The 23,269-nt window shown below is 70.8% G+C and carries 20 protein-coding genes; 11 read left to right on the top strand and 9 right to left on the bottom strand.

What is annotated here, in order from left to right; genetic code table 11:
* Window positions 1–31: 31 nt before the first annotated feature.
* Window positions 32–3,709 carry a multifunctional oxoglutarate decarboxylase/oxoglutarate dehydrogenase thiamine pyrophosphate-binding subunit/dihydrolipoyllysine-residue succinyltransferase subunit gene (locus KAF39_RS10180; RefSeq protein ID WP_210677145.1) on the bottom strand — a complete coding sequence of 1,226 codons (3,678 nt, stop codon included), beginning with the start codon at window positions 3,707–3,709 and terminating at the stop codon, window positions 32–34.
* Between the two features lie 161 nt (window positions 3,710–3,870).
* Here KAF39_RS10180 and KAF39_RS10185 point away from each other — a divergent pair, with 161 nt between their 5' ends.
* The 3 genes from KAF39_RS10185 (at window position 3,871) to KAF39_RS10195 (ending at window position 7,816) form a co-directional block, all read left to right on the top strand.
* A complete protein-coding gene (locus tag KAF39_RS10185) occupies window positions 3,871–5,325 on the top strand; it encodes a GuaB1 family IMP dehydrogenase-related protein (RefSeq protein WP_210677146.1) in 1,455 nt (484 codons plus the stop codon).
* 113 nt (window positions 5,326–5,438) lie between these two features.
* Window positions 5,439–6,758 (top strand): hemolysin family protein, encoded by a 1,320-nt coding sequence (locus KAF39_RS10190; protein WP_210677147.1) that lies wholly within the window; start codon window positions 5,439–5,441, stop codon window positions 6,756–6,758.
* Window positions 6,755–7,816, top strand: coding sequence for a hemolysin family protein (locus KAF39_RS10195; RefSeq protein ID WP_210677148.1), 1,062 nt, complete (start codon window positions 6,755–6,757; stop codon window positions 7,814–7,816). Before KAF39_RS10190 ends, KAF39_RS10195 begins: the two co-directional genes overlap by 4 nt.
* A gap of 66 nt (window positions 7,817–7,882) precedes the next feature.
* On the opposite strand, the gene KAF39_RS10200 is transcribed toward KAF39_RS10195, so the two are convergent.
* Window positions 7,883–8,950 (bottom strand): NADH:flavin oxidoreductase/NADH oxidase, encoded by a 1,068-nt coding sequence (locus KAF39_RS10200; RefSeq protein ID WP_210677149.1) that lies wholly within the window; start codon window positions 8,948–8,950, stop codon window positions 7,883–7,885.
* Between the two features lie 56 nt (window positions 8,951–9,006).
* On the opposite strand from KAF39_RS10200, the gene KAF39_RS10205 reads away from it, so the two are divergent.
* From KAF39_RS10205 to KAF39_RS10225, 5 genes are read left to right on the top strand one after another with little or no spacing between them, the layout of a single operon-like run.
* Window positions 9,007–9,837, top strand: a complete 831-nt coding sequence (locus KAF39_RS10205; protein WP_210677150.1) for an ADP/ATP-dependent (S)-NAD(P)H-hydrate dehydratase — start codon at window positions 9,007–9,009, stop codon at window positions 9,835–9,837.
* On the top strand, window positions 9,834–11,072 hold the full coding sequence (locus KAF39_RS10210; RefSeq protein ID WP_210677151.1) for a glycosyltransferase 87 family protein: 1,239 nt from the start codon (window positions 9,834–9,836) through the stop codon (window positions 11,070–11,072). Before KAF39_RS10205 ends, KAF39_RS10210 begins: the two co-directional genes overlap by 4 nt.
* A 4-nt stretch (window positions 11,073–11,076) precedes the next feature.
* On the top strand, window positions 11,077–11,409 hold the full coding sequence (locus KAF39_RS10215; RefSeq protein ID WP_210677152.1) for a thiamine-binding protein: 333 nt from the start codon (window positions 11,077–11,079) through the stop codon (window positions 11,407–11,409).
* 9 nt (window positions 11,410–11,418) lie between these two features.
* The gene (locus tag KAF39_RS10220; protein WP_210677153.1) at window positions 11,419–12,648 is read left to right on the top strand and encodes an MFS transporter; all 1,230 of its coding nucleotides are present in this window, start codon (window positions 11,419–11,421) and stop codon (window positions 12,646–12,648) included.
* 9 nt (window positions 12,649–12,657) lie between these two features.
* Window positions 12,658–13,263, top strand: coding sequence for an NUDIX domain-containing protein (locus KAF39_RS10225; protein WP_210677154.1), 606 nt, complete (start codon window positions 12,658–12,660; stop codon window positions 13,261–13,263).
* Between the two features lie 6 nt (window positions 13,264–13,269).
* Here the strand turns inward: KAF39_RS10225 and KAF39_RS10230 are convergent, their stop codons facing one another.
* Both KAF39_RS10230 and KAF39_RS10235 read right to left on the bottom strand, forming a co-directional pair.
* Window positions 13,270–14,475, bottom strand: a complete 1,206-nt coding sequence (locus KAF39_RS10230) for a homoserine O-acetyltransferase (RefSeq protein ID WP_210677155.1) — start codon at window positions 14,473–14,475, stop codon at window positions 13,270–13,272.
* Between the two features lie 105 nt (window positions 14,476–14,580).
* Window positions 14,581–15,903 (bottom strand): bifunctional o-acetylhomoserine/o-acetylserine sulfhydrylase, encoded by a 1,323-nt coding sequence (locus KAF39_RS10235; protein ID WP_071328312.1) that lies wholly within the window; start codon window positions 15,901–15,903, stop codon window positions 14,581–14,583.
* 160 nt (window positions 15,904–16,063) lie between these two features.
* On the opposite strand from KAF39_RS10235, the gene KAF39_RS10240 reads away from it, so the two are divergent.
* From KAF39_RS10240 to KAF39_RS10250, 3 genes are read left to right on the top strand one after another with little or no spacing between them, the layout of a single operon-like run.
* On the top strand, window positions 16,064–16,846 hold the full coding sequence (locus KAF39_RS10240; RefSeq protein ID WP_210677156.1) for an SDR family oxidoreductase: 783 nt from the start codon (window positions 16,064–16,066) through the stop codon (window positions 16,844–16,846).
* Window positions 16,843–17,562, top strand: coding sequence for a uracil-DNA glycosylase (locus KAF39_RS10245; protein WP_210677157.1), 720 nt, complete (start codon window positions 16,843–16,845; stop codon window positions 17,560–17,562). The genes KAF39_RS10240 and KAF39_RS10245 overlap by 4 nt, the downstream gene beginning before the upstream one ends.
* A gap of 4 nt (window positions 17,563–17,566) precedes the next feature.
* Complete coding sequence (locus KAF39_RS10250; protein ID WP_210677158.1) at window positions 17,567–18,178, top strand: GNAT family N-acetyltransferase; 612 nt, start codon at window positions 17,567–17,569, stop codon at window positions 18,176–18,178.
* An 87-nt stretch (window positions 18,179–18,265) separates the two neighbouring features.
* Here KAF39_RS10250 and KAF39_RS10255 read toward each other — a convergent pair whose 3' ends face one another.
* The 5 genes from KAF39_RS10255 to KAF39_RS10275 are packed head-to-tail and all read right to left on the bottom strand — an operon-like array spanning window position 18,266 to window position 23,192.
* Window positions 18,266–19,054 carry an ABC transporter ATP-binding protein gene (locus tag KAF39_RS10255; RefSeq protein ID WP_210677159.1) on the bottom strand — a complete coding sequence of 263 codons (789 nt, stop codon included), beginning with the start codon at window positions 19,052–19,054 and terminating at the stop codon, window positions 18,266–18,268.
* Window positions 19,051–19,842, bottom strand: a complete 792-nt coding sequence (locus tag KAF39_RS10260) for an ABC transporter ATP-binding protein (RefSeq protein WP_210677160.1) — start codon at window positions 19,840–19,842, stop codon at window positions 19,051–19,053. Before KAF39_RS10260 ends, KAF39_RS10255 begins: the two co-directional genes overlap by 4 nt.
* Complete coding sequence (locus tag KAF39_RS10265; protein ID WP_210677161.1) at window positions 19,839–20,708, bottom strand: ABC transporter permease; 870 nt, start codon at window positions 20,706–20,708, stop codon at window positions 19,839–19,841. Before KAF39_RS10265 ends, KAF39_RS10260 begins: the two co-directional genes overlap by 4 nt.
* Entirely contained in the window at window positions 20,705–21,655 is a 951-nt protein-coding gene (locus tag KAF39_RS10270; RefSeq protein WP_210677162.1) for an ABC transporter permease, read from the bottom strand. Before KAF39_RS10270 ends, KAF39_RS10265 begins: the two co-directional genes overlap by 4 nt.
* A 16-nt stretch (window positions 21,656–21,671) precedes the next feature.
* On the bottom strand, window positions 21,672–23,192 hold the full coding sequence (locus KAF39_RS10275; RefSeq protein WP_210677163.1) for an ABC transporter substrate-binding protein: 1,521 nt from the start codon (window positions 23,190–23,192) through the stop codon (window positions 21,672–21,674).
* Window positions 23,193–23,269: the final 77 nt, after the last annotated feature.

A 23,269-nucleotide genomic window follows, 5' to 3' on the forward strand; every position in this document is an offset into this window, starting at 1 on the left:
CCGGGGCGCCCTTCTCGTCGGAGGAGGTCGCTCAGTCGAGGGTGACCGCCGCGCGGATCAGGGTGGCCTGCTCCGTGGCGTGCACCTTCGACGATCCCGTCGCCGGCGACGCCGAGGCGGGGCGGGAGACCGGGCGGAACGAGCGGTCACCGGGTACGTCCGCGAACGCGAGGGCCAGGAACGGCCAGGCACCCTGGTTCTCCGGCTCCTCCTGCACCCACACCAGCTCGGCGTTCGGATAGGAGTCGGTGATCTTCTTCAGCTCGTCGATCGGCGTCGGGTAGAGCTGCTCGAGACGTACCAGGGCGATCGCCGGGTTCGGGTTCTTCTCCAGCTCGGCGCGGAGGTCCCAGTGCACCTTGCCGCTGTGCACGAGCACGCGCTTCACGGCGGAACGGTCGAGCCCGCGGTCGTCGTCGATGACCGGCTCGAAGCGGCCGCCGGTGAACGCCTCCACGGGGCTCGTCGCTCCCCGCAGCCGCAGCATCGCCTTCGGCGTGAAGACGATCAGCGGCTTGCGCGGGCGGGCGTAGGCCTGACGGCGCAGCAGGTGGAAGTGCGATGCCGGCGTCGACGGACGCGCCACGATCATGTTGTCCTGCGCGCACAGCTGCAGGAACCGCTCGATGCGGGCGGACGAGTGGTCCGGCCCCTGGCCCTCGTAGCCGTGGGGGAGCAGGAGCGTGACGCTGGACTGCTGGCCCCACTTCTGCTCCGCGGCGGAGATGTACTCGTCGATGACCGACTGCGCGCCGTTGACGAAGTCGCCGAACTGCGCCTCCCAGAGCACGAGCGCCTCGGGCGCCTCCACCGAGTAGCCGTACTCGAAGCCGAGCGCGGCGTACTCGCTGAGCAGCGAGTCGTAGACGAAGAAGCGGCCCTGGGCGTCGGACAGGTTCGACAGCGGCAGCCACTCCTGACCGTTCGCCCGGTCGTGGAGGGCGGCGTGGCGCTGCACGAACGTGCCGCGGCGCGAGTCCTGGCCGGCGAGGCGCACCGGCGTGCCCTCGACCAGCAGCGACCCGAAGGCCAGCAACTCGCCGAAGCCCCAGTCGATGTTCCCGTTGCGGCTCATGTCGAGGCGCTTCTCCAGCAGCTGCTGGATCTTCGGGTGCACCGTGAAGCCCTCGGGCTTGTTCACGAACGCGTCGCCGATGAGACGGATGACCTCGGCGGGGACACCGGTGACCTCGGGAGCACCCACTTGGTCCTCGACCTGCGGGATCTCCGGGGCGATCGGCGTCGCCCCGGTCTCGGCGGCGTGCGTCTCGGCGAAGGCGATCTCCAGGCGGTTCTGGAAGTCGGCCTTGGCCTCGTTGTACTCCTCCTCGGTGATGTCACCGCGACCGACGAGAGACTCCGTGTAGAGGCGGCGGACGGAGCGCTTCGCCTGGATGAGGTCGGTCATCAGCGGCTGCGTCATCGACGGGTCGTCGCCCTCGTTGTGGCCGCGTCGGCGGTAGCAGACGAGGTCGATCACGACGTCGCGATGGAAGCGCTCGCGGTACTCGAAGGCCAGCTGGGCCACGTGGATGACGGCCTCCGGGTCGTCTCCGTTCACGTGGAAGACCGGCGCCTGGATCGTCTTGGCGACGTCCGTGGCGTAGACCGACGTGCGGGCGTCGCTCGGCGTCGTGGTGAAGCCGACCTGGTTGTTGACGACGACGTGGATCGTGCCGCCCGTGCGGTAGCCGCGCAGCTGCGACATCTGCAGGGTCTCGACGACCACGCCCTGACCTGCGAAGGCCGCGTCGCCGTGGACGAGGATCGGCAGCCACGCGAACGTGCCGATGGGCTTGCGGTCCTGCTTCGCGCGGACGATGCCCTCGAGCACGCCGTCCACCGTCTCGAGGTGCGAGGGGTTCGCCGCGAGGTACACCGGCAGCGAGGAGCCGTCGTCGGCGACGAACGTGCCCTCGGTGCCCAGGTGGTACTTCACATCGCCCGAGCCACGCTGGTTGCCGGGGGTCTGCGTGCCCTCGAACTCGCGGAACACCTGGCCGTACGTCTTGCCGGCGATGTTCGTGAGCACGTTCAGGCGGCCGCGGTGGGCCATGCCGATGGCGGCGCCCTCCAGCCCGGCCGTGGCTGCGCCCTGGAGGATCTCGTCGAGGAGCGGGATCAGTGACTCGCCGCCCTCGAGCGAGAAGCGCTTCTGGCCGACGAACTTCGTCTGGAGGAAGGTCTCGAAGGCCTCGGCCTCGTTGAGCTTGCGCAGCACGCGCAGCTGCTCGTCATGGCCCGGCTTCTGGTACTTGACCTCCACCTTCTCCTGGAACCAGCGGCGCTGCTCGGGGTCCTGGATGTGCATGTACTCGATGCCGAGCGTGCGGCAGTACGAGTCGCGCAGGACGCCGAGGATGTCGCGGAGCTTGGCGACGCGACGGCCGCCGAAGCCGCCGGTCACGAACTCGCGGTCGAGGTCCCAGAAGGTGAGGCCGTGGCTCTCGATCTCGAGGTCCGGGTGCGATCGCTGCCGGTACTCGAGCGGGTCGATGTCGGCCATGAGGTGGCCGCGCACGCGGAAGGAGTTGATGAGCTCCTGCACGCGCGACTGCTTGTCGACGCGCTCGGCGAGGTCGACGGCGATGTCCGGGTTCCAGCGGATGGGCGCGTACGGGATGCGCAGCGCGGCGAAGATGTCGTCGTAGAAGCCACGCTGGCCGATGAGCAGCTCGTGCACCTTCTTGAGGAACTCGCCGGAGCCGGCGCCCTGGATGACCCGGTGGTCGTAGGTGCTGGTGAGCGTGATGGTCTTGCCGATCGCGAGCTCGTTGAGCGTCTTCTCGCTCGCGCCCTGGAACTCGGCCGGGTACTCGAGGGCGCCGGCGCCGATGATGCAGCCCTGGCCCTTCATGAGACGCGGAACCGAGTGCACCGTGCCGATGCCGCCGGGGTTGGTGAGGGAGACCGTGGTGCCCTGGAAATCGGCGGCCGTGAGCTTGTTGGAGCGCGCACGGGTGACGAGGTCCTCGTAGGCGGCGAGGTACTCGGTGAACGTCATGGTGTCGGCGCGCTTGATGCTCGGGACCATGAGGGCGCGCGTGCCGTCGGGCTTGGGCAGATCGATCGCGATGCCGAGGTTGACGTGCGCCGGTGCCACGACGGAAGGCTTTCCGTCGATCTCCGCGTAGAAGACGTTCTGGCTGCGGAACTCGTCGAGGGTGCGGATGAGCGCCCAGCCGATGAGGTGGGTGAAGCTGACCTTGCCGCCGCGGGTGCGGGCCATGTGGTTGTTGATGACGATCCGGTTGTCGATCATCAGCTTGGCGGGGACCGTGCGGACGCTGGTCGCGGTGGGGACGGTGAGCGACTCGTCCATGTTCGCGGCCAGGGTCTTCGGCAGGCCGCGCAGCGGGGTGACCTTGTCCTCCTCGGAGGGCGGCTGGCTCTCCTGGGACTCCTGCTTCGGCTTCGGTGCCTGGGCGGGGATGGGGGCGGCGGCCGCGGGCTTGGCGGTGGTGCGCGCGACCGGCTGCGAGCCGATCACGGGGATGGGCGCGGTCACGGGGTGCGCGGGGGCCGCCGCAGCGGGAGCGGCACCGGCTCCGCCCGCGGTGGTCTCGGAGTGGTACTTCTCCAGGATGGGCCACCACTCCTTGTCGACCGAGTCGCGGTTCTCCTTGAACTGCTCGTAGAGCTCTTCGACGAGCCAGGAATTGGCTCCGAACCCCCCGTCGCCACCGACGCCGGTCACCTGGTTCGACACGCTCTATCGCCCTCTTTCATCGCTGAAGATCTCCGATGCGGACGCACGACGCAGGATGCGCTCGGGCCCGCACACTCTCGACCACCAAGCCTAACCTGTTTCGACCGGGGAGACGTCGAAGAGAACGACCCGCGCCGCGTCGATCTGAGTACCGTGGAGGCATGGAGTTCTCAGGTGCCCAGCCGACCGTCGATCTCACCTACTCGGACGTCTTCCTGGTGCCGCGCCGCTCGGCCGTCACCAGTCGTCTCCAGGTCGATCTCGCCCCGCACGACGGCACCCCGGCGACCCTGCCGCTCGTCGCCGCGAACATGAACTCGGTGACCGGGCCGCGCATCGCCGCCGTGCTCGCCCGGCGCGGTGCGCTCGGCGTCCTGCCGCAGGACCTGCCGCTCCAGGAGCTCGACGCCGCGATCCGCGACGTCAAGGGGCAGCCGGTGCTCTGGGACACGCCGCTCGTGCTGCCGCCGGAGGCGAGCGTCGCCGACGCGCTGCGGCTGCTGCCAGCGGCGGTGGGGCACGGCATCGTCGTCGCACACGGTGCCGCACCGGTCGCCGTGGAGCGGATCGTCGGCATCCTCCCGGCGACCCGGCTCGCGACGGCGCTCCCCGACGCCCAGCTGGGCGACCTCGTCCACCGTGGCACCCCGTCGATCGACGCCGACGACATCGGCTCCGAGCGGCATGCCTTCGACGTGATCACCGAGGCGGATGTCGAGATGGTCACAGTGATCCGTCACGGCCATCTCGTCGGCACGCTCAGCGCACGCAGCGCCCTGCGCGCCACCCTCTACCGCCCGGCCGTGGACGCCGACGGACGCCTCGCCGTCGCCGCGGCGGTCGGCATCAACGGCGACGTGGCGGCCAAGGCCGCCGCGCTCGCAGCGGCCGGCGTGGACGTGCTCGTCGTCGACACCGCGCACGGGCACCAGGAGGGCATGCTCCGCGCGCTGCAGGAGGTCGCCGCCCTCGGGCTCGGCCTGCCCATCGTCGCGGGGAACATCGTGACGGCCGACGGCGTGCACGACCTGGTCGACGCCGGCGCCTCGATCCTCAAGGTGGGCGTCGGGCCCGGAGCGATGTGCACCACCCGCATGATGACCGCGGTCGGGCGCCCGCAGTTCTCCGCCGTGCTCGAGACCGCGCAGGCCGCCGCCGAGGCCGGGGCGCACGTCTGGGCCGACGGCGGGGTGCGCTACCCGCGCGACGTCGCGCTCGCGCTCGCCGCCGGGGCCGCCTCGGTCATGGTGGGCTCGTGGTTCGCCGGCACGATCGAGGCGCCGGGAGAACTGCAGCGTGACGCCGATGGCCGCCTCTTCAAGGAGTCGTGGGGGATGGCCTCGACCAAGGCTGTCCAGGCGCGCTTCGGCCGCCTCGACGCCTATGAGCGCGCACGCAAGGAGTTGTTCGCGGAGGGGATCTCCTCGTCGAAGATCTACCTCGACCCCCTGCGTCCCGGCGTCGAGGACCTGCTCGACATGATCACCTCGGGCGTGCGGTCGTCGTTCACGTACGCGGGCGCCGCGACCGTGCCGGAGTTCCATGAGCGCGCCCTGGTGGGGCTGCAGTCGGCGGCCGGATACGAGGAGGGCAAGGCGCTGCCGGTCAGCTGGTGATCGACCGCCGCGTCCACAGTCGCCTTCTGTAGAATCGAGCGCACTATGGACGACCCTCCCAGTTGCCGAACATCGCCCCACCGTCCCGTTCTCTCCCCGGAGAGGAAGATCTGATGGACTACATCATGTTGGGCGTGGGGCTTCTGCTCACGGTCGGCACCGGCCTCTTCGTCGCGAGCGAGTTCGCTCTCGTGAACCTCGACCGTGCCGACCTCGAAGCGCGTCAGGCACGAGGCGAGTCCCGCCTCTCGCTGACGATCAGTGCCCTCCGGCACACCTCGACGCATCTGTCCTCCGCACAGCTCGGCATCACGCTGACCACGCTGCTGACCGGATACACGATGGAACCGGCACTGTCGAACCTGCTCCGTCCCACGCTCGTCGCCTGGAACATCCCGGAGGCCGCCGTCGCCCCCATCGCGACCGTGGTGGCGATGTTCGTCGCCACGGTGCTCTCGATGATCCTCGGCGAGCTCGTCCCGAAGAACTTCGCGCTGGCGCTGCCGCTGGCGACGGCGAAGCTCGTCGTGCCCTTCCAGATCGCCTTCACGACCGTGTTCAAGCCCGCGGTGGTGGTGCTCAACGGCAGCGCCAACGGCGTGCTGCGCAGCATGGGCATCGAGCCGAAGGAGGAGCTCTCCGGTGCTCGCAGCGCGGAGGAGCTCTCCTCTCTCGTGCGGCGGTCGGCGAGCGCCGGTGTGCTCGAAGCCGACACCGCGACGCTGCTGGACCGCACGCTCACCTTCTCGCGCCTCACCGCAGCCGATGTCATGACGGCACGGCCGAGCATGCATGCGATCGCCGCGGGCGACTCCGTGGAGGACGTCATCCAGCTCGCGCGCCGCACCGGCCACAGCCGCTTCCCGGTGTTCGATGAAGACCTGGACGACATCACGGGCGTCGTGCATCTCAAAGCGGCCATCTCGGTGCCGCGCGAGCGTCGGGCCGAGGTGCCCGTCGGTGCTCTCGCGACCGATCCGCTGCGCGTGCCCGAGACGGCTCACGTCGACGCACTGATCTCGGACCTCCGGGGTCGGGGCTATCAGCTCGCGGTCGTCGTCGACGAGTACGGCGGGACCGCGGGCATCGTCACCCTGGAGGACCTCGTGGAGGAGCTCGTCGGCGAGGTGTCCGACGAACACGACCGCACGCGCGCCGGCATCATCCGCAACCGCGACGGCATCACCTTCCCGGGCGAGCTGCGTCCCGATGAGCTGCGCAGTCGGGCGGGCGTCGAGGTGCCGGAGGGCGACGTGTACGACACGGTGGGCGGCTACGTCATGAGCGTTCTGGAGCGGGTGCCGGTCGTCGGCGACGAGGTGCCCGTGGAGAGCGGCACCCTGCAGGTGGTCCGCATGGACGGCCGCCGCGTGGATCGGGTGCGCTACGTCCCGAGACCGGACGCCGTCGTCATCGAGGGGGTGTCCCTGTGAGCGATTGGGGAGGCCTCGCCTGGCTCGTCGTCCTGCTGGCGGCGAACGCGTTCTTCGTCGGCGCCGAGTTCGCGGTGATCTCCGCGCGGCGTTCGCAGATCGAGCCGAAGGCGGAACGCGGCTCGCGCCCGGCCAAGACGGCACTGTACGCCATGGAGCACGCGACGCTCATGCTCGCGACCTCGCAGCTCGGCATCACGATCTGCTCGCTGCTCATCCTGAACGTCTCCGAACCCGCGATCCACCATCTGTTGGCCGTGCCGCTGCACGCGCTGGGCTGGTCGGACGGCGCGGTGGACGTCGTGTCGTTCACGATCGCGCTGCTCATCGTGTCGTTCCTGCACGTCGTGTTCGGCGAGATGGTGCCGAAGAACCTCGCGTTCTCCATCCCCGACCGGGCCGTGCTGCTGCTGGCGACGCCGCTGGTGTGGGTGTCGAAGGTGTTCATGCCGGTGATCTGGCTGCTGAACGCGGCAGCGAACGGCGTGCTGCGCCTGTTCCGGGTGGAGCCGAAGAACGAGGCGGCATCGACGTTCACGCTCGACGAGGTGGCGACCATCGTCAACCAGTCGCGGCGTGAAGGCGTGCTCATGGACACCGCGGGCACCGTCACGGCGGCCGTCGAGTTCACCGACAAGAAGGCGCGCGATGTGGCCGTGCCGCTGAGTGACCTCGTCACGCTGCCGCAGACGACCACGCCCGACGACATCGAGAAGGCGGTGGCCCGCTACGGGTTCTCGCGCTATGTGATCGTCGACGACGAGGACGCCCCGATCGGCTACGTCCACCTCAAGGACATCCTCCGGGCGTCGGAGGGACCGGATGCCGAGGCCAAGGTGCTCGAGCCGATCCCCGGCAAGCGCATCCACCACATGGTGCCCGTCCAGGAGGACACCGACCTGGAGGACGCCCTCGCCGTCATGCGTCGCGCGGGCCGCCACCTCGCCAAGGTGCGCGACGCCCGGGGCGAGACGACGGCCGTGCTGTTCCTGGAGGACATCCTCGAGGAGCTCGTGGGCGAGGTGCAGGACGCGACCCGTCGCGTCCGCGGCCACTGACCGCCGGGTCCCCGTGCACGAAGGCCGCCGGCTCCCCTCGGGAACCGGCGGCCTTCGTCGTGGGTGTCAGCGCCAGTGTGCCCGCTCGTACTGCGGCGGCCAGGCGACCTCGTCGCCCAGCTCGTGCGCGGCGCGGAGCGCGAAGTGCGGGTCGCGCAGCCACTCCCGTCCGGCGAAGATCGCATCGGCCGCCCCGTCGACGAGCACCTGCTCGGCCTGCGCGGCGGCGGTGATGAGGCCCACGGCCGACACCGGGATCCGTCCGCCCTGGCGGACGGTCTCGGCCAGGGGAACCTGATAGCCGGGGGAGACGCTGATGCGCTGGTGGGCGACGAGCCCGCCGCTGGAGACATCGATGAGGTCAGCGCCGCGCGCGGTCGCCCAGGTGCCGACCTCAGCCGCCTCCTCGGGCGTGAACCCGCCCTCGGCGTGATCGGTCGCGGAGATCCGGACGAACACCGGCACGCCCTCGCCGGCCGCCTCGCGCACCGCGTCCACGACGCGCAGCAGCAGCCGCGCCCGGTTCTCCAGGGAGCCGCCGTACTCGTCCTCGCGGAGATTCGACAGCGGCGACAGGAACTGGTGGAGGAGGTAGCCGTGGGCGCCGTGGATCTCGATGACGTCGAAGCCGGCCTCGAGCGCCCGCCGGGTCGCCGCGGCGAATCCGTCGACCACGCGGTCGATGCCCGCCGCGTCCAGCGCGACCGGGGCGGCGAACCCCTCATAGGCCACCGCCGAGGGTGCGGTGGTCGTCCAGCCGCCTGCCGCGGCCGGGACGGTGCCGCGTTCGTCGGCCCACGGCCACCAGGTGGAGGCCTTCCGTCCGGCGTGCGCGAGCTGGATGCCGGCGGTCGCCCCGCGGTCGTGGATCGCCCGGACGATCGGGGACAGGGCGTCGCGCTGCGCGTCGTCCCAGAGGCCGAGGTCGCGGGGAGAGATACGTCCCTCGGGCACGACGGCCGTGGCCTCGGCCACGATGAGCCCGGCACCACCCGAGGCGAACTGCGCGAGGTGGGTGTGGTGCCACTCCTGCGCGACGCCGTCGACGGCGCTGTACATGCACATGGGGGAGACCCAGAGGCGGTTGCGGAATGTGGTGGAGCGGATGGTCAGCGGGGAGAAGAGAAGACTCACCGTTCGACGGTACCGCCGGCGCGGACGGGAGAGGGCCGTCGGGCTAACGTGGAGTCATGAGCGACGTGCGCGAGTGGTCCCGCAGGGACGCGGCGCGGTTCTTCCGCGCTCCGACCGCCGAGGACGACAAATACTCGCGGGGCGTCGTCGGCGTGCGCACCGGATCGGCCGCCTACCCCGGCGCCGCGGTGCTGGGCGTCGAAGCGGCCTGGCGGGCCGGCGCCGGATTCGTCCGCTACGTGGGCGCGCCGTCGGCGGTGGCGGCGGTGCTGGCCCGACGCCCGGAGACCGTCGGGGGGCCGGACGCCGGACGCACGCGGATCGGCGCCTGGGTGGTCGGCTCCGGGACCGACCCGGACGACCGGAGCGCGGCGGAGGCGCAGGCGTTGCGGGAGATCGTCGACGGCGACGTCCCCGTGGTGATCGACGCCGGTGCGCTCGATCTGGCGCCGGGCGCCCATGCCCCGTTCGTCGCCACGCCGCACGGCCGGGAGTTCGCGCGGCTGCGGGAGCGGGTCGGCATCGACGGGGCGTCGGACGGCTTCGCAGACATCCGGGAGGTGTCCGCCGCGATCGACGGCGTGGTGCTGCGCAAGGGTGCCCGCACCGTGCTCGCCGCGCCCGACGGCACGCTCATCGCCGTCGAAGCGGGGACCGGCTGGCTCGCGACGGCCGGGACGGGGGACGTGCTGGCCGGGATCGTCGCCGCCGTGATCGCTGCGAATCCGGACAGCCCGCTCATCGAGTCCGCCGCGGCGGCCGTCTGGCTGCACGGGCATGCCGCCCGTCTCGCCGCCGCGGCGACCGGGAGCGCGAGCGGCCATCCGATCGTCGCGCTCGACGTCGCGGAGGCGTTGCCTCGCGCGGTCGCGGACCTGCTGTCGTGAGGACCACCGCCCGGAGGAGCGTCCTCGCGCTCTGGATCGCGTTCCTCCTCGCACACATCCTGACCGCGTGGCTCGGCTGGGTGTACCCGAGCCAGCCCATGGGCGATGTCGTGCTGGTCTACGAGCCCTGGGCGTCGGCGGCCTGGAGCGGCGGCGAGATCGTGGGCGTCACGGAGCCCTGGGTGTATCCGCAGGTCGCGCTCCTGCCGATGATGCTCGCGGCCGTGCTCGCCGCCCCGTTCCTCCCGCTGCTCGGCGCCTCCGGTGCGTACCTCATCGGGTGGGCGCTGCTGGTCACGGTGCTCGACGCCGTCGCCTTCGCCGTGCTCGTCGGGCGCGGACATGTGCGGGCGCGGCGCACCGCCGCATGGTTCTGGTGCGCGGCGCTGCTGCTTCTCGGACCCATCGCGCTGTACCGCATCGACGCCGTCACCGTGCCTCTCGCCGTCGTCGCGGGGCTCTGGCTGATCACGCGCCCGACCATCGCCGCGGCACTGCTGACCATCGGCGCCTGGATCAAGATCTGGCCCGGCGCGCTCCTCCTGGCGGCGGTCGTGACCGGGAGAGCGCGCCTGCGGATGCTCGTGGCCGCGGCGGCGGTCACCGCCGGTGTGGTGGTGGTGCTCCTGCTGCTCGGCGCCGACACCGAGATCCTCGGCTTCCTCACCGCGCAGACCGGCCGGGGACTGCAAATCGAGGCGGTCGGCGCGACGCCGTTCCTCTGGATGGCCGTGACGGGGGCCGCCCGCATCGAGTACAGCTACGAGATCCTGACGTTCCAGATCGTCGCGCCGGGCGCGGACGCGGTGGGGGGCGTGCTCACCCCGCTCATGGCGCTCGCCGTCGTCCTCGTCACGGTCGCCGGGGTGACGAAGGCCGCCCGCGGGGCCTCGTTCGCGCGTCTCTTTCCGCCGCTGGCGCTCCTGCTGGTCACCGTGCTCATCACGCTGAACAAAGTCGGCTCCCCACAGTTCCAGACGTGGCTGCTCGCGCCCGTGATCCTGTGGCTCGTCCTGGACCGCCGCCGCGCGCAGACCGTCGCCGCGCTCGTCCTCGCCCTCTGCCTCCTCACGTGCCTCGTGTACCCCCTGAGCTATGACGGGCTGCTCCGCGCCGAGACCGCGCCCGTGCTGCTGCTCACGATGCGGAATGTGCTGCTCGTCGTCCTCGCCGTCGTGAGCGCGGTCGCGCTCGCGAAGGTCCCCGTCGTCCACCGTCCCCGAACCCCGGAGTGAACCCATGCTGATCGCCTTCTCCGTCGCCCCCAGTGGCGCGCCCGCCGACGGTGCCGAGCGCACCGATGCCTCCGTGCACGACGCGGTCGCGGCGGCTGTCCGCGTCGTCCGTGCGTCGGGCCTCCCGCACCGCACGACGAGCATGTTCACCGAGATCGAGGGTCCGGACTGGGACACCGTCATGGACGTGGTCAAGCGGGCGACGGAGGCGGTGCTGCCGTTCGGCTCCCGGGTGTCGCTCGTCCTCAAGGCCGACATCCGTCCCGGCTACACGGGAGAGCTCGACGCCAAGGTCGAGCGTCTGGAGGCGGCGATCGAGGAGTCCGACGACCGCTAAGGTGAACCGGTGAATCCCTCGGCATCCTCGAGGGGTGCGGCGAAGTGGGCGCTCCTCTCCCTCGCCATCGGCAGTTTCGGCATCGGCATGACCGAGTTCGTGGTCATGGGCCTGCTGCCGAACATCGCCGCCGATCTCCTCCCGTCCGTCTGGGCGTCGAGCCAGGAGGAGGCGCTGAGCCAGGCCGGCTGGCTTATCTCGCTGTACGCACTCGGCGTGGTCATCGGCGCCCCGACCATCGCCGGCTTCGTCGCCCGCTATCCGCGGCATCGGGTGATGATCGTCCTCGCGCTGGCGTTGACGGTGTTCAACGCGCTCACCGTGGTGCTGCCGACGTTCGAACTCGTCGGGGTGTCGCGTTTCCTCGCCGGGCTCCCGCACGGGGCCTACTTCGGCATCGGCGCGCTCGTGGCGGCGGACGTGATGGGGCCGGGGAACCGGGCGAAGGGCGTCGCGTTCATCCTCACCGGACTCACGGTGGCCAATGTCGTCGGCGTGCCCCTGGGCACGTACCTCGGTCAGGAGTGGGGCTGGCGCGCGGCGTTCGCCGTCGTCGCCCTCGTCTTCGCGCTCGCGACCGTCTGCATCGCGCTGTTCGTCCCGGCGCATCCGGGCGACCCGGGCCGCACGATGCGGGCCGAGCTCGGGGTGTTCCGCATCGGGCAGGTGTGGTTCACGCTCGGCGTCGGGGCCATCGGCTTCGGCGGTTTCTTCGCCGTCTACAGCTACATCGCCCCGCTCGTGACGGAGGTCGCCGGGTCGCCGGACTGGGTCGTGCCGATCGTGCTCGTGCTCATGGGGCTCGGCATGACGGGCGGGAACCTCGTCGGCGGTCATCTGGCCGACATCGACCTCCGCCGGACGCTGCTGCTGGGCCTCGCCGCGATGGCCGTCGTGTTCGCTCTCCTCGCCGTGCTCTCGTTCTGGATCGTGACCCTGAGCCTCGTGGTGGTCCTCGTCGGTTTCGTCTCCTCCGTGCTCAGCCCGACGATCCAGACTCGGTTGATGGATGTGGCCGGCGACAACCAGTCGATCGCGGCGGCCATGAACCACTCCGCCCTGAACATCGGCAACAGTCTGGGCGCCTTCCTCGGCGGCATCGTCATCGCGATCGGCTGGGGCTTCACCGCACCCGCCTGGACCGGGGTCGTGCTCGCGGTGGCCGGGCTCCTCATCGCGCTGGTGTCGTATCGGGTGGAGGCGGGACGCGTCGTGCCGACACCCGTGCTCGCATCGTAGAGTGACCGGGTGACCACCGCCGACGCCGACCTGCCGCTTGCCGGAACCGTCGTCCTGCTGCGCTCGAGCCCCGGGGGTTTCGAGGTGCTGCTGCTGCGCCGTCCGTCGCGAGGCTCCTTCGCAGACGCCTGGGTGTTCCCCGGCGGGAAGGTCGAGCCGGGGGACCGTCAGGCGGGCGCCTCGGACGTCGAGGACGCGCACCGTGCCGCCGCCAGAGAGACCGCGGAGGAGGTCGGACTCGTCGTCGACGACCTGGTGCCGCTGTCGGAGTGGCAGCCGCCTGCGGAGGCGCCCGTGCGGATCCGCACCTGGTTCTTCCTCGCCCTCGCGCCGGATGCAGAGGCCTCGCCGGCGGCCGATGAGGTCGTCGAACTCGCGTGGACGACCCCGGCCGAGGCTCTCGCCCGTCACGCTGCGGGGGAGTGGCGGCTGTTCCCGCCGACCTGGCTCACGCTGCACCGCCTGTCCGCCTTCGCCGATGTCGACGCCGCGCTCGCATCCGGCGGCGCGGTCGAGTTGTTCCAGACGCAGGTGCGCGACGGGGGCCGCGTGTTCGGCTGGGCACAGGGGACGCTGCACGCCCACACTCTGCCGTGGCGGTTCGAGCCGGTCTGAGGGCAGTCAGGCCTCGAGGAGTCGCCGCAGGTGGGTGCCGACGGCGTCGGTCTCGATGAGGAACCCATCGTGGCCGAAGTCGCTCGTGAGCACCACGGCCTCGCCGTCGAGCACGTTCGTGATGCTCCGGGCGATCCGCTGCTGACCGTCCACCGGGAACAGGCGATCGCTGTCGATGCCGAGAACGAGCGTCGTCGCCGTCACTGCCGTCAGAGCCTCCTCGACACCGCCCCGACCGCGGCCGACGTCGTGCGAGTTCATCGCCTCGACGAGGGTGATGTAGCTGTTGGCGTCGAAGCGGCGCGTGAACTTGTTCCCGTGGAAGTCGAGGTACGACTCCACGGCGAAACGTCCGCCGTGGCCGAGCGGGGAGACGTCCGACTGCCAGGAGCGCTGGAACCGCTGGTTGAGCTCGATCGGGCTGCGGTAGTTCAACAGCGCCATGCGACGGGCGAGAGCCAAGCCGCGGTGCGGGCCGTCGCCGTCCGCGAGGTCGTAGTACTCGCCACCCTGGAAGCGCGGGTCCATGCGGATGGTCTCGAGCTGCACGGTGTTGAGCGCGATCTGGTCGGCGGTGGTCACCGGCGGCGAGGAGAGCACGGCGAGACGCTGCACCCGCTCCGGCTGCGACACGGCCCACTCCAACGCGTGCATGCCGCCCATCGAGCCGCCGATCACCGCCGCCCAGCTGTCGATGCCGAGCGCGTCGGCCAGACGCACCTGCGCTGCGACCTGGTCGCGGATCGTGAGGTAGGGAAAACGGGACGCCCATTCGTAGCCGTCGGGGGCGATGCTCGCGGGGCCGGTCGATCCCTGGCACCCGCCGAGCATGTTCGGCGCGATGACGAACCACTCGTCGGTGTCGAGCGGCGCACCGGGGCCCACGACGTCCTCCCACCAGCCCGCCGTCGGGTGACCGGCGCCGGCCTCACCGCGCAGGTGGCTGTCGCCGGTGAGGGCGTGCAGCACGAGCACGGCGTTGTCCCGTGCGGCGTTCAGCTCGCCCCAGCTCTCGTACGCGAGGCGGATGCCGGGGAGCCGGGCTCCGCTCTCCGTGTCGAAGGCGCCGAACGCGGCGAACCGGCGGCCGCCGACGGGGTCGCCGTCCCGCCAGGCGCCCGTGGCGGGCGGGCGGGCACGGAGCAGCCGGACGTCGGCCTCCGTCACCGGTGCCGACGGCACCGTGTCCTCGGAGGTCGTCTGCCAGTCCATGTCTCCATTCTCGCCTGGCCGGTCGGTCTCGGCCCGCAGGTTACGACCCCGGAGACGACGAAGGCCCCGGACCGTGCGGTCCGGGGCCTTCGCGGAGGTGTGTGCTCAGGCGCGGGCGGCCTCCGAGACGGCACGCGCGGCGGCGAGCGCCTGGTCCAGGTCGGCCTTGAGGTCCTCGATGTTCTCGAGTCCCACCGACAGACGCACGAGACCGGGGGTGACCCCCGCCGTCAGCTGCTGCTCCGGGGTGAGCTGCGCGTGGGTCGTGGACGCGGGGTGGATGACGAGCGAGCGCACATCGCCGATGTTGGCGAGGTGGCTGAACAGGGAGAGGCTGTTGACGAACTCGCGTCCGGCCTCGACCCCGCCCTTGAGCTCGAACGACAGCACCGCGCCGACACCCTTCGGGGCGTACTCGTTCGCCTTGGCGTACCAGGGCGAGGACGGCAGGCCGGAGTAGTTGACCGCCGCGACGTCGTCACGGCTGTCCAGCCACTCGGCGATCTCCTGCGCGTTCTGCACGTGGCGCTCGATGCGCAGCGACAGCGTCTCGACACCCTGGATGAGGTTCCACGCGCTCTGCGGGGCGATGGCCGAGCCGAGGTCGCGGAGCAGCTGCACACGGGCCTTGATGATGTACGCGAGCGGGTCGCCGACCGCCGCCGTGTAGCTGGCGCCGTGGTAGGAGGGGTCCGGCTCGGTGAGACCGGGGAACTTCTCGACGTTCTCCGACCACGCGAACGAGCCGCCGTCGATCACGACGCCACCGATGGTGGTGCCGTGGCCGCCGAGGAACTTCGTTATCGAGTGGACGACGATGTCGGCGCCGTGCTCGAACGGACGGATGAGGTAGGGGGTGGCGATCGTGTTGTCGACGATCAGCGGGACACCGCTCTCGTGCGCGATGTCGGCGACAGTGCGGATGTCGAGCACGTTGATCTGCGGGTTGCCGATCGTCTCCGCGAAGAACAGCTTGGTGTTCGGGCGGACGGCACGGCGCCACTCCTCCGGGTCGTCCTGGTTCTCGACGAAGGTGACCTCGATGCCGAGCTTGGCGAGCGTGTACTTGAAGAGGTTGTAGGTGCCGCCGTAGATCGAGCTCGACGCGACGAAGTGGTCGCCGGCCTGGGCGATGTTGAGGATCGCGAAGGTCGAGGCGGCCTGGCCGCTGGAGAGGACGAGGGCGCCGGTGCCCCCTTCGAGCGCGGCGAGGCGCTGCTCCAGGACGTCCTGGGTCGGGTTCTGGATGCGGGTGTAGATGTTCCCGAACTCGGCGAGGGCGAAGAGGTTCGCGGCGTGGTCGGCGCTGTCGAACACGTAGGACGTGGTCTGGTAGATCGGCGTCGCCCTGGCCTTGGTGACGGGGTCGGGGGCGGCGCCCGAGTGGATCTGCTTGGTCTCGAAACGCCAGGTCTCGGGTGCGGACATGTGTTCCCCCTGGAACGGTCGGAAGGTCGGATGGGCTGGTGCCCTTGCAGCGAGAGTACGGAATATCGCGCGGTGTCAACAACGATCGGGAAATGTGACGTAACACGGTGCCGCGTGCCCGAACGGGCGGAACCGGCGCGGACATCGTACGGTGGAGGACATGGCGAACAGACGTGCAGTGGTGACAGGTGCGAGTTCCGGGATCGGGCAGGCGACCGTGCGGGCGCTGCGGTCGCGGGGGTGGGACGTCGTCGGCGTCGCCCGCCGTGCGGACCGTCTCGCCGCCCTCTCCGCCGAGACCGGGGCATCGACCATCGCCTGCGATCTGACGGATGACGTGGCGGTGGAGGCGCTGATCGGCGAGCTCGAGCGGACCGGCCCCGTGCATGCGCTCGTCCAGGTCGCCGGCGGCGCACGGGGCACGGATCGTGTCGAGAGCGCCTCCGTCGCCGACTGGCAGTGGATGTACGAGGCGAACGTGCTCGCGACGCAGCGCCTCGTGGCGGGACTGCTGCCGCTGCTGCGTCGGACGGCGGACGCGGACGGCCACGCCGATCTGCTCTTCGTGACCTCGACGGCCGCCCAGAACGCGTACCCGGGTGGTGCCGGCTACAACGCCGCGAAGGCCGCGGAGGCGATGCTCGTGCGGGCATTGCGTCAGGAGCTGAACGGCGAGCCCCTGCGGGTGGCGGAGATCGCCCCCGGCATGGTGCACACCGAGGAGTTCACCCTGAACCGCCTCGGTGGCGACGCGGTGGCGGCGGAAGCCGTGTACTCCGGTGTCGAGGCGCCGCTCCTCGCCGAGGACGTCGCGGACGTCATCGCCTACGCCCTGGATGCGCCCGCCCACGTGAACCTCGACCTCATCACGATGCGGCCCGTCGCCCAGTCGGCACAGCACCTGCTCGCGCGCGGCCCCCTGCGCGTGCGCCCGGTCGAGTGACCGGAGGGCGCACCCTCGCCCAGCTTGCGGAGGAGGGGCTGATCGATGCGGGCTGGGCGGAGGCACTGGCCCCGGCGCAGGACACCCTGACGGCGCTCGGCGATCGGCTCCGTGCCGAGCAGGCGGCCGGCCACGGCTATCTCCCCGCCGGCCCGCAGGTGCTGCGGGCGTTCCAGCGTCCGCTCGCCGACGTCCGGGTGCTCATCACGGGACAGGATCCGTATCCGACCTCCGGACACCCGATCGGCTTGTCGTTCGCCGTGGACCGCGACGTGCGACCGCTGCCGCGGAGCCTGACGAACATCTACAAGGAGCGGGAGTCCGATCTCGGTCTGCCTCCCGCGCCGCACGGCGACCTCACCGCGTGGAGTGATCAGGGTGTGCTGCTGCTGAACCGGGTGCTGACGGTGCGCCCCGGCGCGGCGGGCTCCCACCGGGGCTGGGGATGGGAGCAGGTGACGGAGCTCGCGATCCGCACCCTCGTGGCCCGGGATCAGCCGCTCGTCGCGATCCTCTGGGGGCGCGACGCGGCGAACCTCCAGCCTCTCCTCGGCGACACCCCCGTGATCGCCTCCGCGCATCCGTCCCCTCTCTCGGCGCGTCGCGGCTTCTTCGGCTCCCGCCCCTTCTCCCGTGCGAACGCGCTGCTCGAGGGTCTCGGCAGCGGTCCCGTGGATTGGCGGGTGGAGGGCGAGGCGTCCGCCTCCCTAAGCTGAGCGCATGCAGTTCGAGCCGGGGGACCGCCGTCGTGTTCTGCCGCGCCATCTGCGCCCGGCCTCCGCGCCGGACACCTTCTCGTATGCGATCCGTCCTGCTCGCGCCGCTGACCTGCCGCACGTCCGTGAGATCTACAACCACTTCGTCAGCAACTCCGCCGTCACCCTGGACGAGCGCCGCAGCAGCATCCCGTACTGGCGGGACAAGTTCGCGCTGCTGGAGCGGCTCGGGCTGCCCTTCCTCGTGGCCGTCTCGCCGTCCGGCTCCGTCCTCGGCTATGCGCTCGCGCAGCCGTGGGCGGGCAAGAACGCCTACCGGTACACGGTCGAGGACTCCATCTACCTCGGTCCCGGCGCGGCTGGCAAGGGGCTCGGGTCGGCTTTGCTGCAGGCGCTGATCGAGGCGTGCGAGCAGCGCGGGCTCCGCGAGATGGTCGCTGTCATCAGCGATCAGGGCGCCGAGGCGTCGATCCGGCTGCACGAGAAGCTCGGCTTCGTGGAGGCGGGACGCATGGGTCGCGTCGGCCACAAGTTCGGTCGCGACCTCGGCACGGTCTACCTGCGCCGCGTCCTGCGCCCCTCACGCCCCCGTCGTCGTTCGCTCTTCCCGCGCTGACCCCGCGACCCACCCCTTTTCGTGTCTCCCGGCCCGTTGCGAGCGCCCGTAACGGGCCGGAGTGGCCGTAAGGGGGTGGGTCTGCGGTCAGGCGTCGGGGATGACGGGGATCGCGGCGAGGAGCGTGCGGGTGTAGTCCGCTTCGGGGTGCAGGAGCACCTCGCGGGTGGGACCGCGCTCGACGATGCGGCCGTCCTTCATCACGAGGACCGTGTCGCAGAGGTTCTGCACCACGCCGATGTCATGCGACACGAGCAGCAGCGTGAGCTCCTCCGTGACCCGCAGCTCCGCGAGGAGCTCGAGGATCTGCGCCCGCACCGTCACGTCCAGCGCCGACAGCGGCTCGTCACCCACGAGGATCCGGGGGCGATGCACGAGCGCGCGGGCCAGGGCGATCCGCTGCCGCTGCCCACCCGAGAACTCGTGCGGGTACCGGTCGCCCATCTCAGGGTCGAGTCCCACGCGGGCGAGCATTTCGCCCACCCGCGCCCGATGGTCTCCGTCGATGCCGAGGGCCCACAGCGGCTCGCGCACGATCTGGCCGGCGGTCATGCGCGGATCGAGAGAGGCGTAGGGGTCCTGGAAGACGAGTCCGGTCTGCCGGCGGAGCCAGTGCAGTGAACGCGCGGACGCTCGGGCATCCACGACCCGGCCGTCCACTCTCACCGTCCCGGCCGTCGGGTGGTCGAGACCGAGCAGGAGCCGCACGAGGGTCGATTTGCCCGAACCGGACTCGCCGATGATCCCGACGGAGGAACCCTCGGCGATGTCGAGGTCGGTCGGCTCCAACGCCGTCTGCCGGCGGGTCCGCTCGAACGCCGTGCGCTTCGGCACCACGTGGTCACGACGCAGCCCACGGGCCTCGATGAGGCTCATGCCTTTCCTCCCTCGGGACGCCAGAGCGTCGCGGTCGCATCCCGCAGCAGCCCCTGCGTGACCGGCGAGGACGGTGCGCTCAGCAGGCGCGACACCGGGGCGCTCTCGACCACGTGCCCGTGTTCGAGCACCACGCCGGCGGTGGCGACCTGGGAGAGCACCGCGAGGTCGTGCGTGATGAACAGCAGCGACATGCCCTCCTCGGCGACGAGACCGAGCAGAAGGGAGAGGATCTCGGCCTGGATCGTGACGTCGAGGGCCGTCGTGGGCTCATCGGCGATCAGCAGCCGCGGCCGGCAGGCGAGGGCCATGGCGATCGCGACCCGCTGTCGCTGCCCGCCGGAGAGCTGATGCGGGTACCGATCGACGATGGTCTCGGGATCGGGGAGCCGGACGCGGGCGGCTTCGGCGATCGCCCGGTCCCTCGCCTCGCGCCGCCCGATGCCCTCGTGGATCCGGATCGACTCCGCGATCTGGCGGCCCACGGTGCGGATCGGGTTGAGTGCCGTCCGCGGCTCCTGGAACACGATGCCGAGCTCGTCGCCTCGGAGACGCGCGAGGTCGCGGTCGGGCATCCCGATCAGCTCGATGCCGTTCCACCGGATGCTCCCGCGAGCGTTCGCGCCGTCGGGCAGCAGCCCGAGCACTGCGAGGGCGGTGAGGGACTTGCCGGAACCCGACTCGCCGATCACGCCGAGACGGGTGCCGTCGGGGACCTCGAACGAGACCCCGTCGACGACACGTCGTCCGTCGATCTCGATGACGAGATCCTCCACTGTCAGGCTCATGCGACCACCGCCGGTGTGTGCGTCTCGGCGGCGCGATGCCGCAGGGTGGGATCGGTGGCCTCCCGCAGTCCGTCGCCCAGCAGGTTGAGGGCGAGGACGGTGAGGGTGATGGTGAGCCCGGGCCAGATCACGGACAGGGGATGCACGCCGATGTAGCGCTGCAGGTCCGCGAGCAGCAGCCCCCAGCTGGGCTCGACCACCGAGGCGCCGAATCCCAGGTACGACAGGCCGGCCTCGGCGAGCACGGCCACGGCCATCGACCAGGACAGCTGCACGATGAAGACGGGGGCGACGTTGGGCAGGAGGTGCCTCACGAGGCTCTGCGCGGGGGTGAGCCCGGAGGCGCGCGCGGCGAGCAGGAAGTCGCTCTGCTGCACGCGGCGCAGTTCCGGACGGGTGACGCGGGCGATGTTCACGCCGAAGCCGATCCCCACCGCCCAGATCACGACCCAGAGCGAACCGCCCCAGACCGACGAGATCATCATCGCGATCAGCAGCACCGGGAAGGCGATGAGGATGTCGACGAGCACGGCCACCGTCTCCCGGATGAGTCGCGTGGTCAGCGCGCCCAGGGCGGCGAGGGCGATACCGACGAGGGTCGCCACGAGTCCTGCGCCGACGCTGACGAAGACGGTGGTCCGCGCGCCGGCCATGAGCAGGCTGAGGATGTCGCGCCCGGTGTCATCCGTTCCCAGCAGGTGGGGCCACCCGGGCGGCAGCCAGCGGTCACCGATGTCCGAGGCCCGCGGGTCGAAAGGCGTCCAGAACAGCGACACGGCGGCGGTGAGGGCGATGACGGCGACGACGATCAGCCCGAACCGCCCGGTCGAGGTCTGCCAGAACCGGGGGAACCAGTGCGCACTCATGCGGCCTCCCGCTGTCGGGGGTCGATCGCCCGGTGCAGAAGGTCGACGACGAAGCCGACGACGAGCACGAACCCGGTGAGGACCAGGAGTTCGCTCTGCACCTTGATGAGGTCTCGCGTGCCGACGTCGGCCACGAGCATCCGTCCGATGCCGGGGAGGGTGAACAGCTGTTCGATCACCACCGAGCCGACGATGATGCCGGCGACCTGGAGACCGAGCACGGTGATGATCGAGAGCCCCACGGCGGGGATGCCGTGCTGGACGAGGGCGCGTGTCTTGGTCAGTCCCTTGGCGGCGGCGGTCCGGACGAAGTCCTGTCCGGCCGCCTGCAGGGTGGCGCTGCGGACGAAGCGCATGAGCATGGCACCCTCGACGATGCCGATCGTGAGCGCGGGCAGCAGCAGCGCCTCGATCGCCCGGCCGGGTGTGGACCAGCCGGTGCGGGGGAAGCCCTGGGGCGGCAGCCAGCCGAGCCAGACCGAGAAGACGACGATCAGCATCATGCCCGCCCAGACGACCGGCACGGCCGCGAGGGCCTGGGCGCCCACGCTGAGCGCGGTCCCGTCCCGATGTCCGCGGCGCAGGGCGGCGATGATCCCGAACGGCACGGCGATGAGCACGGCGATCACGAGGGACATGATCCCGAGCGGGACCGTCACCTGCGCCTTCAGGAGCAGTTCCTCGCCGACGGAGGCACCCGACAGCATCGAGGTTCCGAGGTCGCCACGGAAGATGCCGCCGATCCAGTCCGTGTACTGCGCGAGCAGCGGCCGGTTCAGGCCCAGCGACTCCCGCAGCGCGTCGACCTCGGCGGGCGAGGCCTGGGTGCCGGCGATCAGCTGCGCGACGTCCCCGGGGAAGACGCGGAGGGTGAGGAAGATGAGCGCGCTCGACACGAGGAGCCCTGCGATCAGCAGGGCTCCTCGGACGAGCGCGTAACGCAGCACGGAGCGTCGACCGTGGTCAGCCGGCAGCGGAGACGGTCACACCCGCGAGATCGATGCGCGAGTTGATCGAGTCCTCCGGGAAGCCGCTGACGACCGGGCTCACGGCGGTGATCGTCTGACCGTTGTAGAGCCAGTCCGCCGCGTGGTCCTCGGAGACGATCCGGGCGGCCTCCGCGAGGAGCTTCGCGGAGGCATCGGGGTCGACTTCGGCCAGCGCCTGCGAGTAGAGGTCCTGCACCTCGGCGTTGTCATAGCCGAAGTAGTAGTCCGGGTTGGCGAAGTTGCCGAAGTCCCGCGGCTCGACGTGCAGCACGAAGCTGAGGTCGTAGTCCTTGTTGGTGTAGACGTCCTCCAACCAGGTCGGGAACTCCACGGAGTCGACCTCGAGGTTCACACCGACCTTGTCGAAGTCCGAGATGAGGACCTTCGGCACCGTCGTCCCGTAGAACGACGGGATCGTCAGGGTGAGGTCGAGGTCTTCCTGGCCCGCCTCGGCGAGCAGCTCCTTGGCCCGCTCGGGGTCGTAGGAGATGACGTCGGACAGGTCCTCGTAGCCGGGGTCGAGCTCGGGGATCGGACCGTACATCGGCGTCCCCGCGCCGACGGCCTCGATGAGCGCCTCATGGTCGATCGCGAGGCGCAGGGCCTCGCGGACCCTGACGTCGTCCAGCGGCGCCTTCTTGTTGTTGAAGGCGAGCGTGGCCTTGTCGGTCGTGCGGCCCGTCGTGAGCGTGAAGTCCCCGGAGTCCTCGAGCTGCGGAGCCAGGTTGGGGTCGACGGCGGTGAGCACGTCCACGTCGCCGGCGAGGGCCGCGTTCACTCCGGCCGTGAAGTCGGGGATGTACTGGAACTCGACCTCGGCGACGCCGGCCGGTTCGCCCCAGTAGGCGTCGTTGCGGGCGAAGGTGATCGTGCTGCCCTTGTTCCAGCGCGTGAGGGTGAACGGACCGGTGCCGTTCTCCGCGGTCTTCAGGTCGGTGGTGTCGCCCTTCTTGAAGACGAGGCCGGCCGGACCGGTGAGCGCGAAGAGGAAGTTCTGGTTCGGCTCCGACAGCACGATCTGGACGGTCGTCGCGTCCGGAGCCGAGATCGAGGCTACGGAGGCGAACTCGGCGTTGCCCTGCACGGTGGCGTCGGCGCGCACGGTCTCGTACGACGCGACGACATCAGCGGACGTGAGAGCGGAGCCGTCGTGGAAGGTGATGCCGTCGTTCAGCGTGAAGGTGTAGGTGAGGCCGTCCTCGGACACCTCGTAGTCCGACGCGAGGCGCTCGACGATCTCGTTGTCCTGGGTGCGGCTCACGAGGCCCTCGTAGATGTTGTCGATGAGCACCTGTTCGAGGGCGGCGCCGCTGGTGTGCCGGATGTCCAGGTTCGTGGGCTCCAGCACGAGACCGACGTGCAGGGTGGCGTCGGGGTCGGGCTCGCCTCCACCGGCGGATGGGTCGGGCGCGGCGGAGCCGGAGCAGGCGCTGAGGATCACGGCGGTGGCCGCGAGCCCGGAGATCAGCGCGAGGCGTCGATGACGTCGGAACATGGGTGTTTCCTCTCGGTGCGGCAGGTGCTGTGTGCCGGTGGGACGAGCCTAGGGTCGGGCGGGAGTGTGCGGGGCGG

Source organism: Microbacterium sp. BLY (genome assembly GCF_017939615.1).
GTDB lineage: Bacteria > Actinomycetota > Actinomycetes > Actinomycetales > Microbacteriaceae > Microbacterium.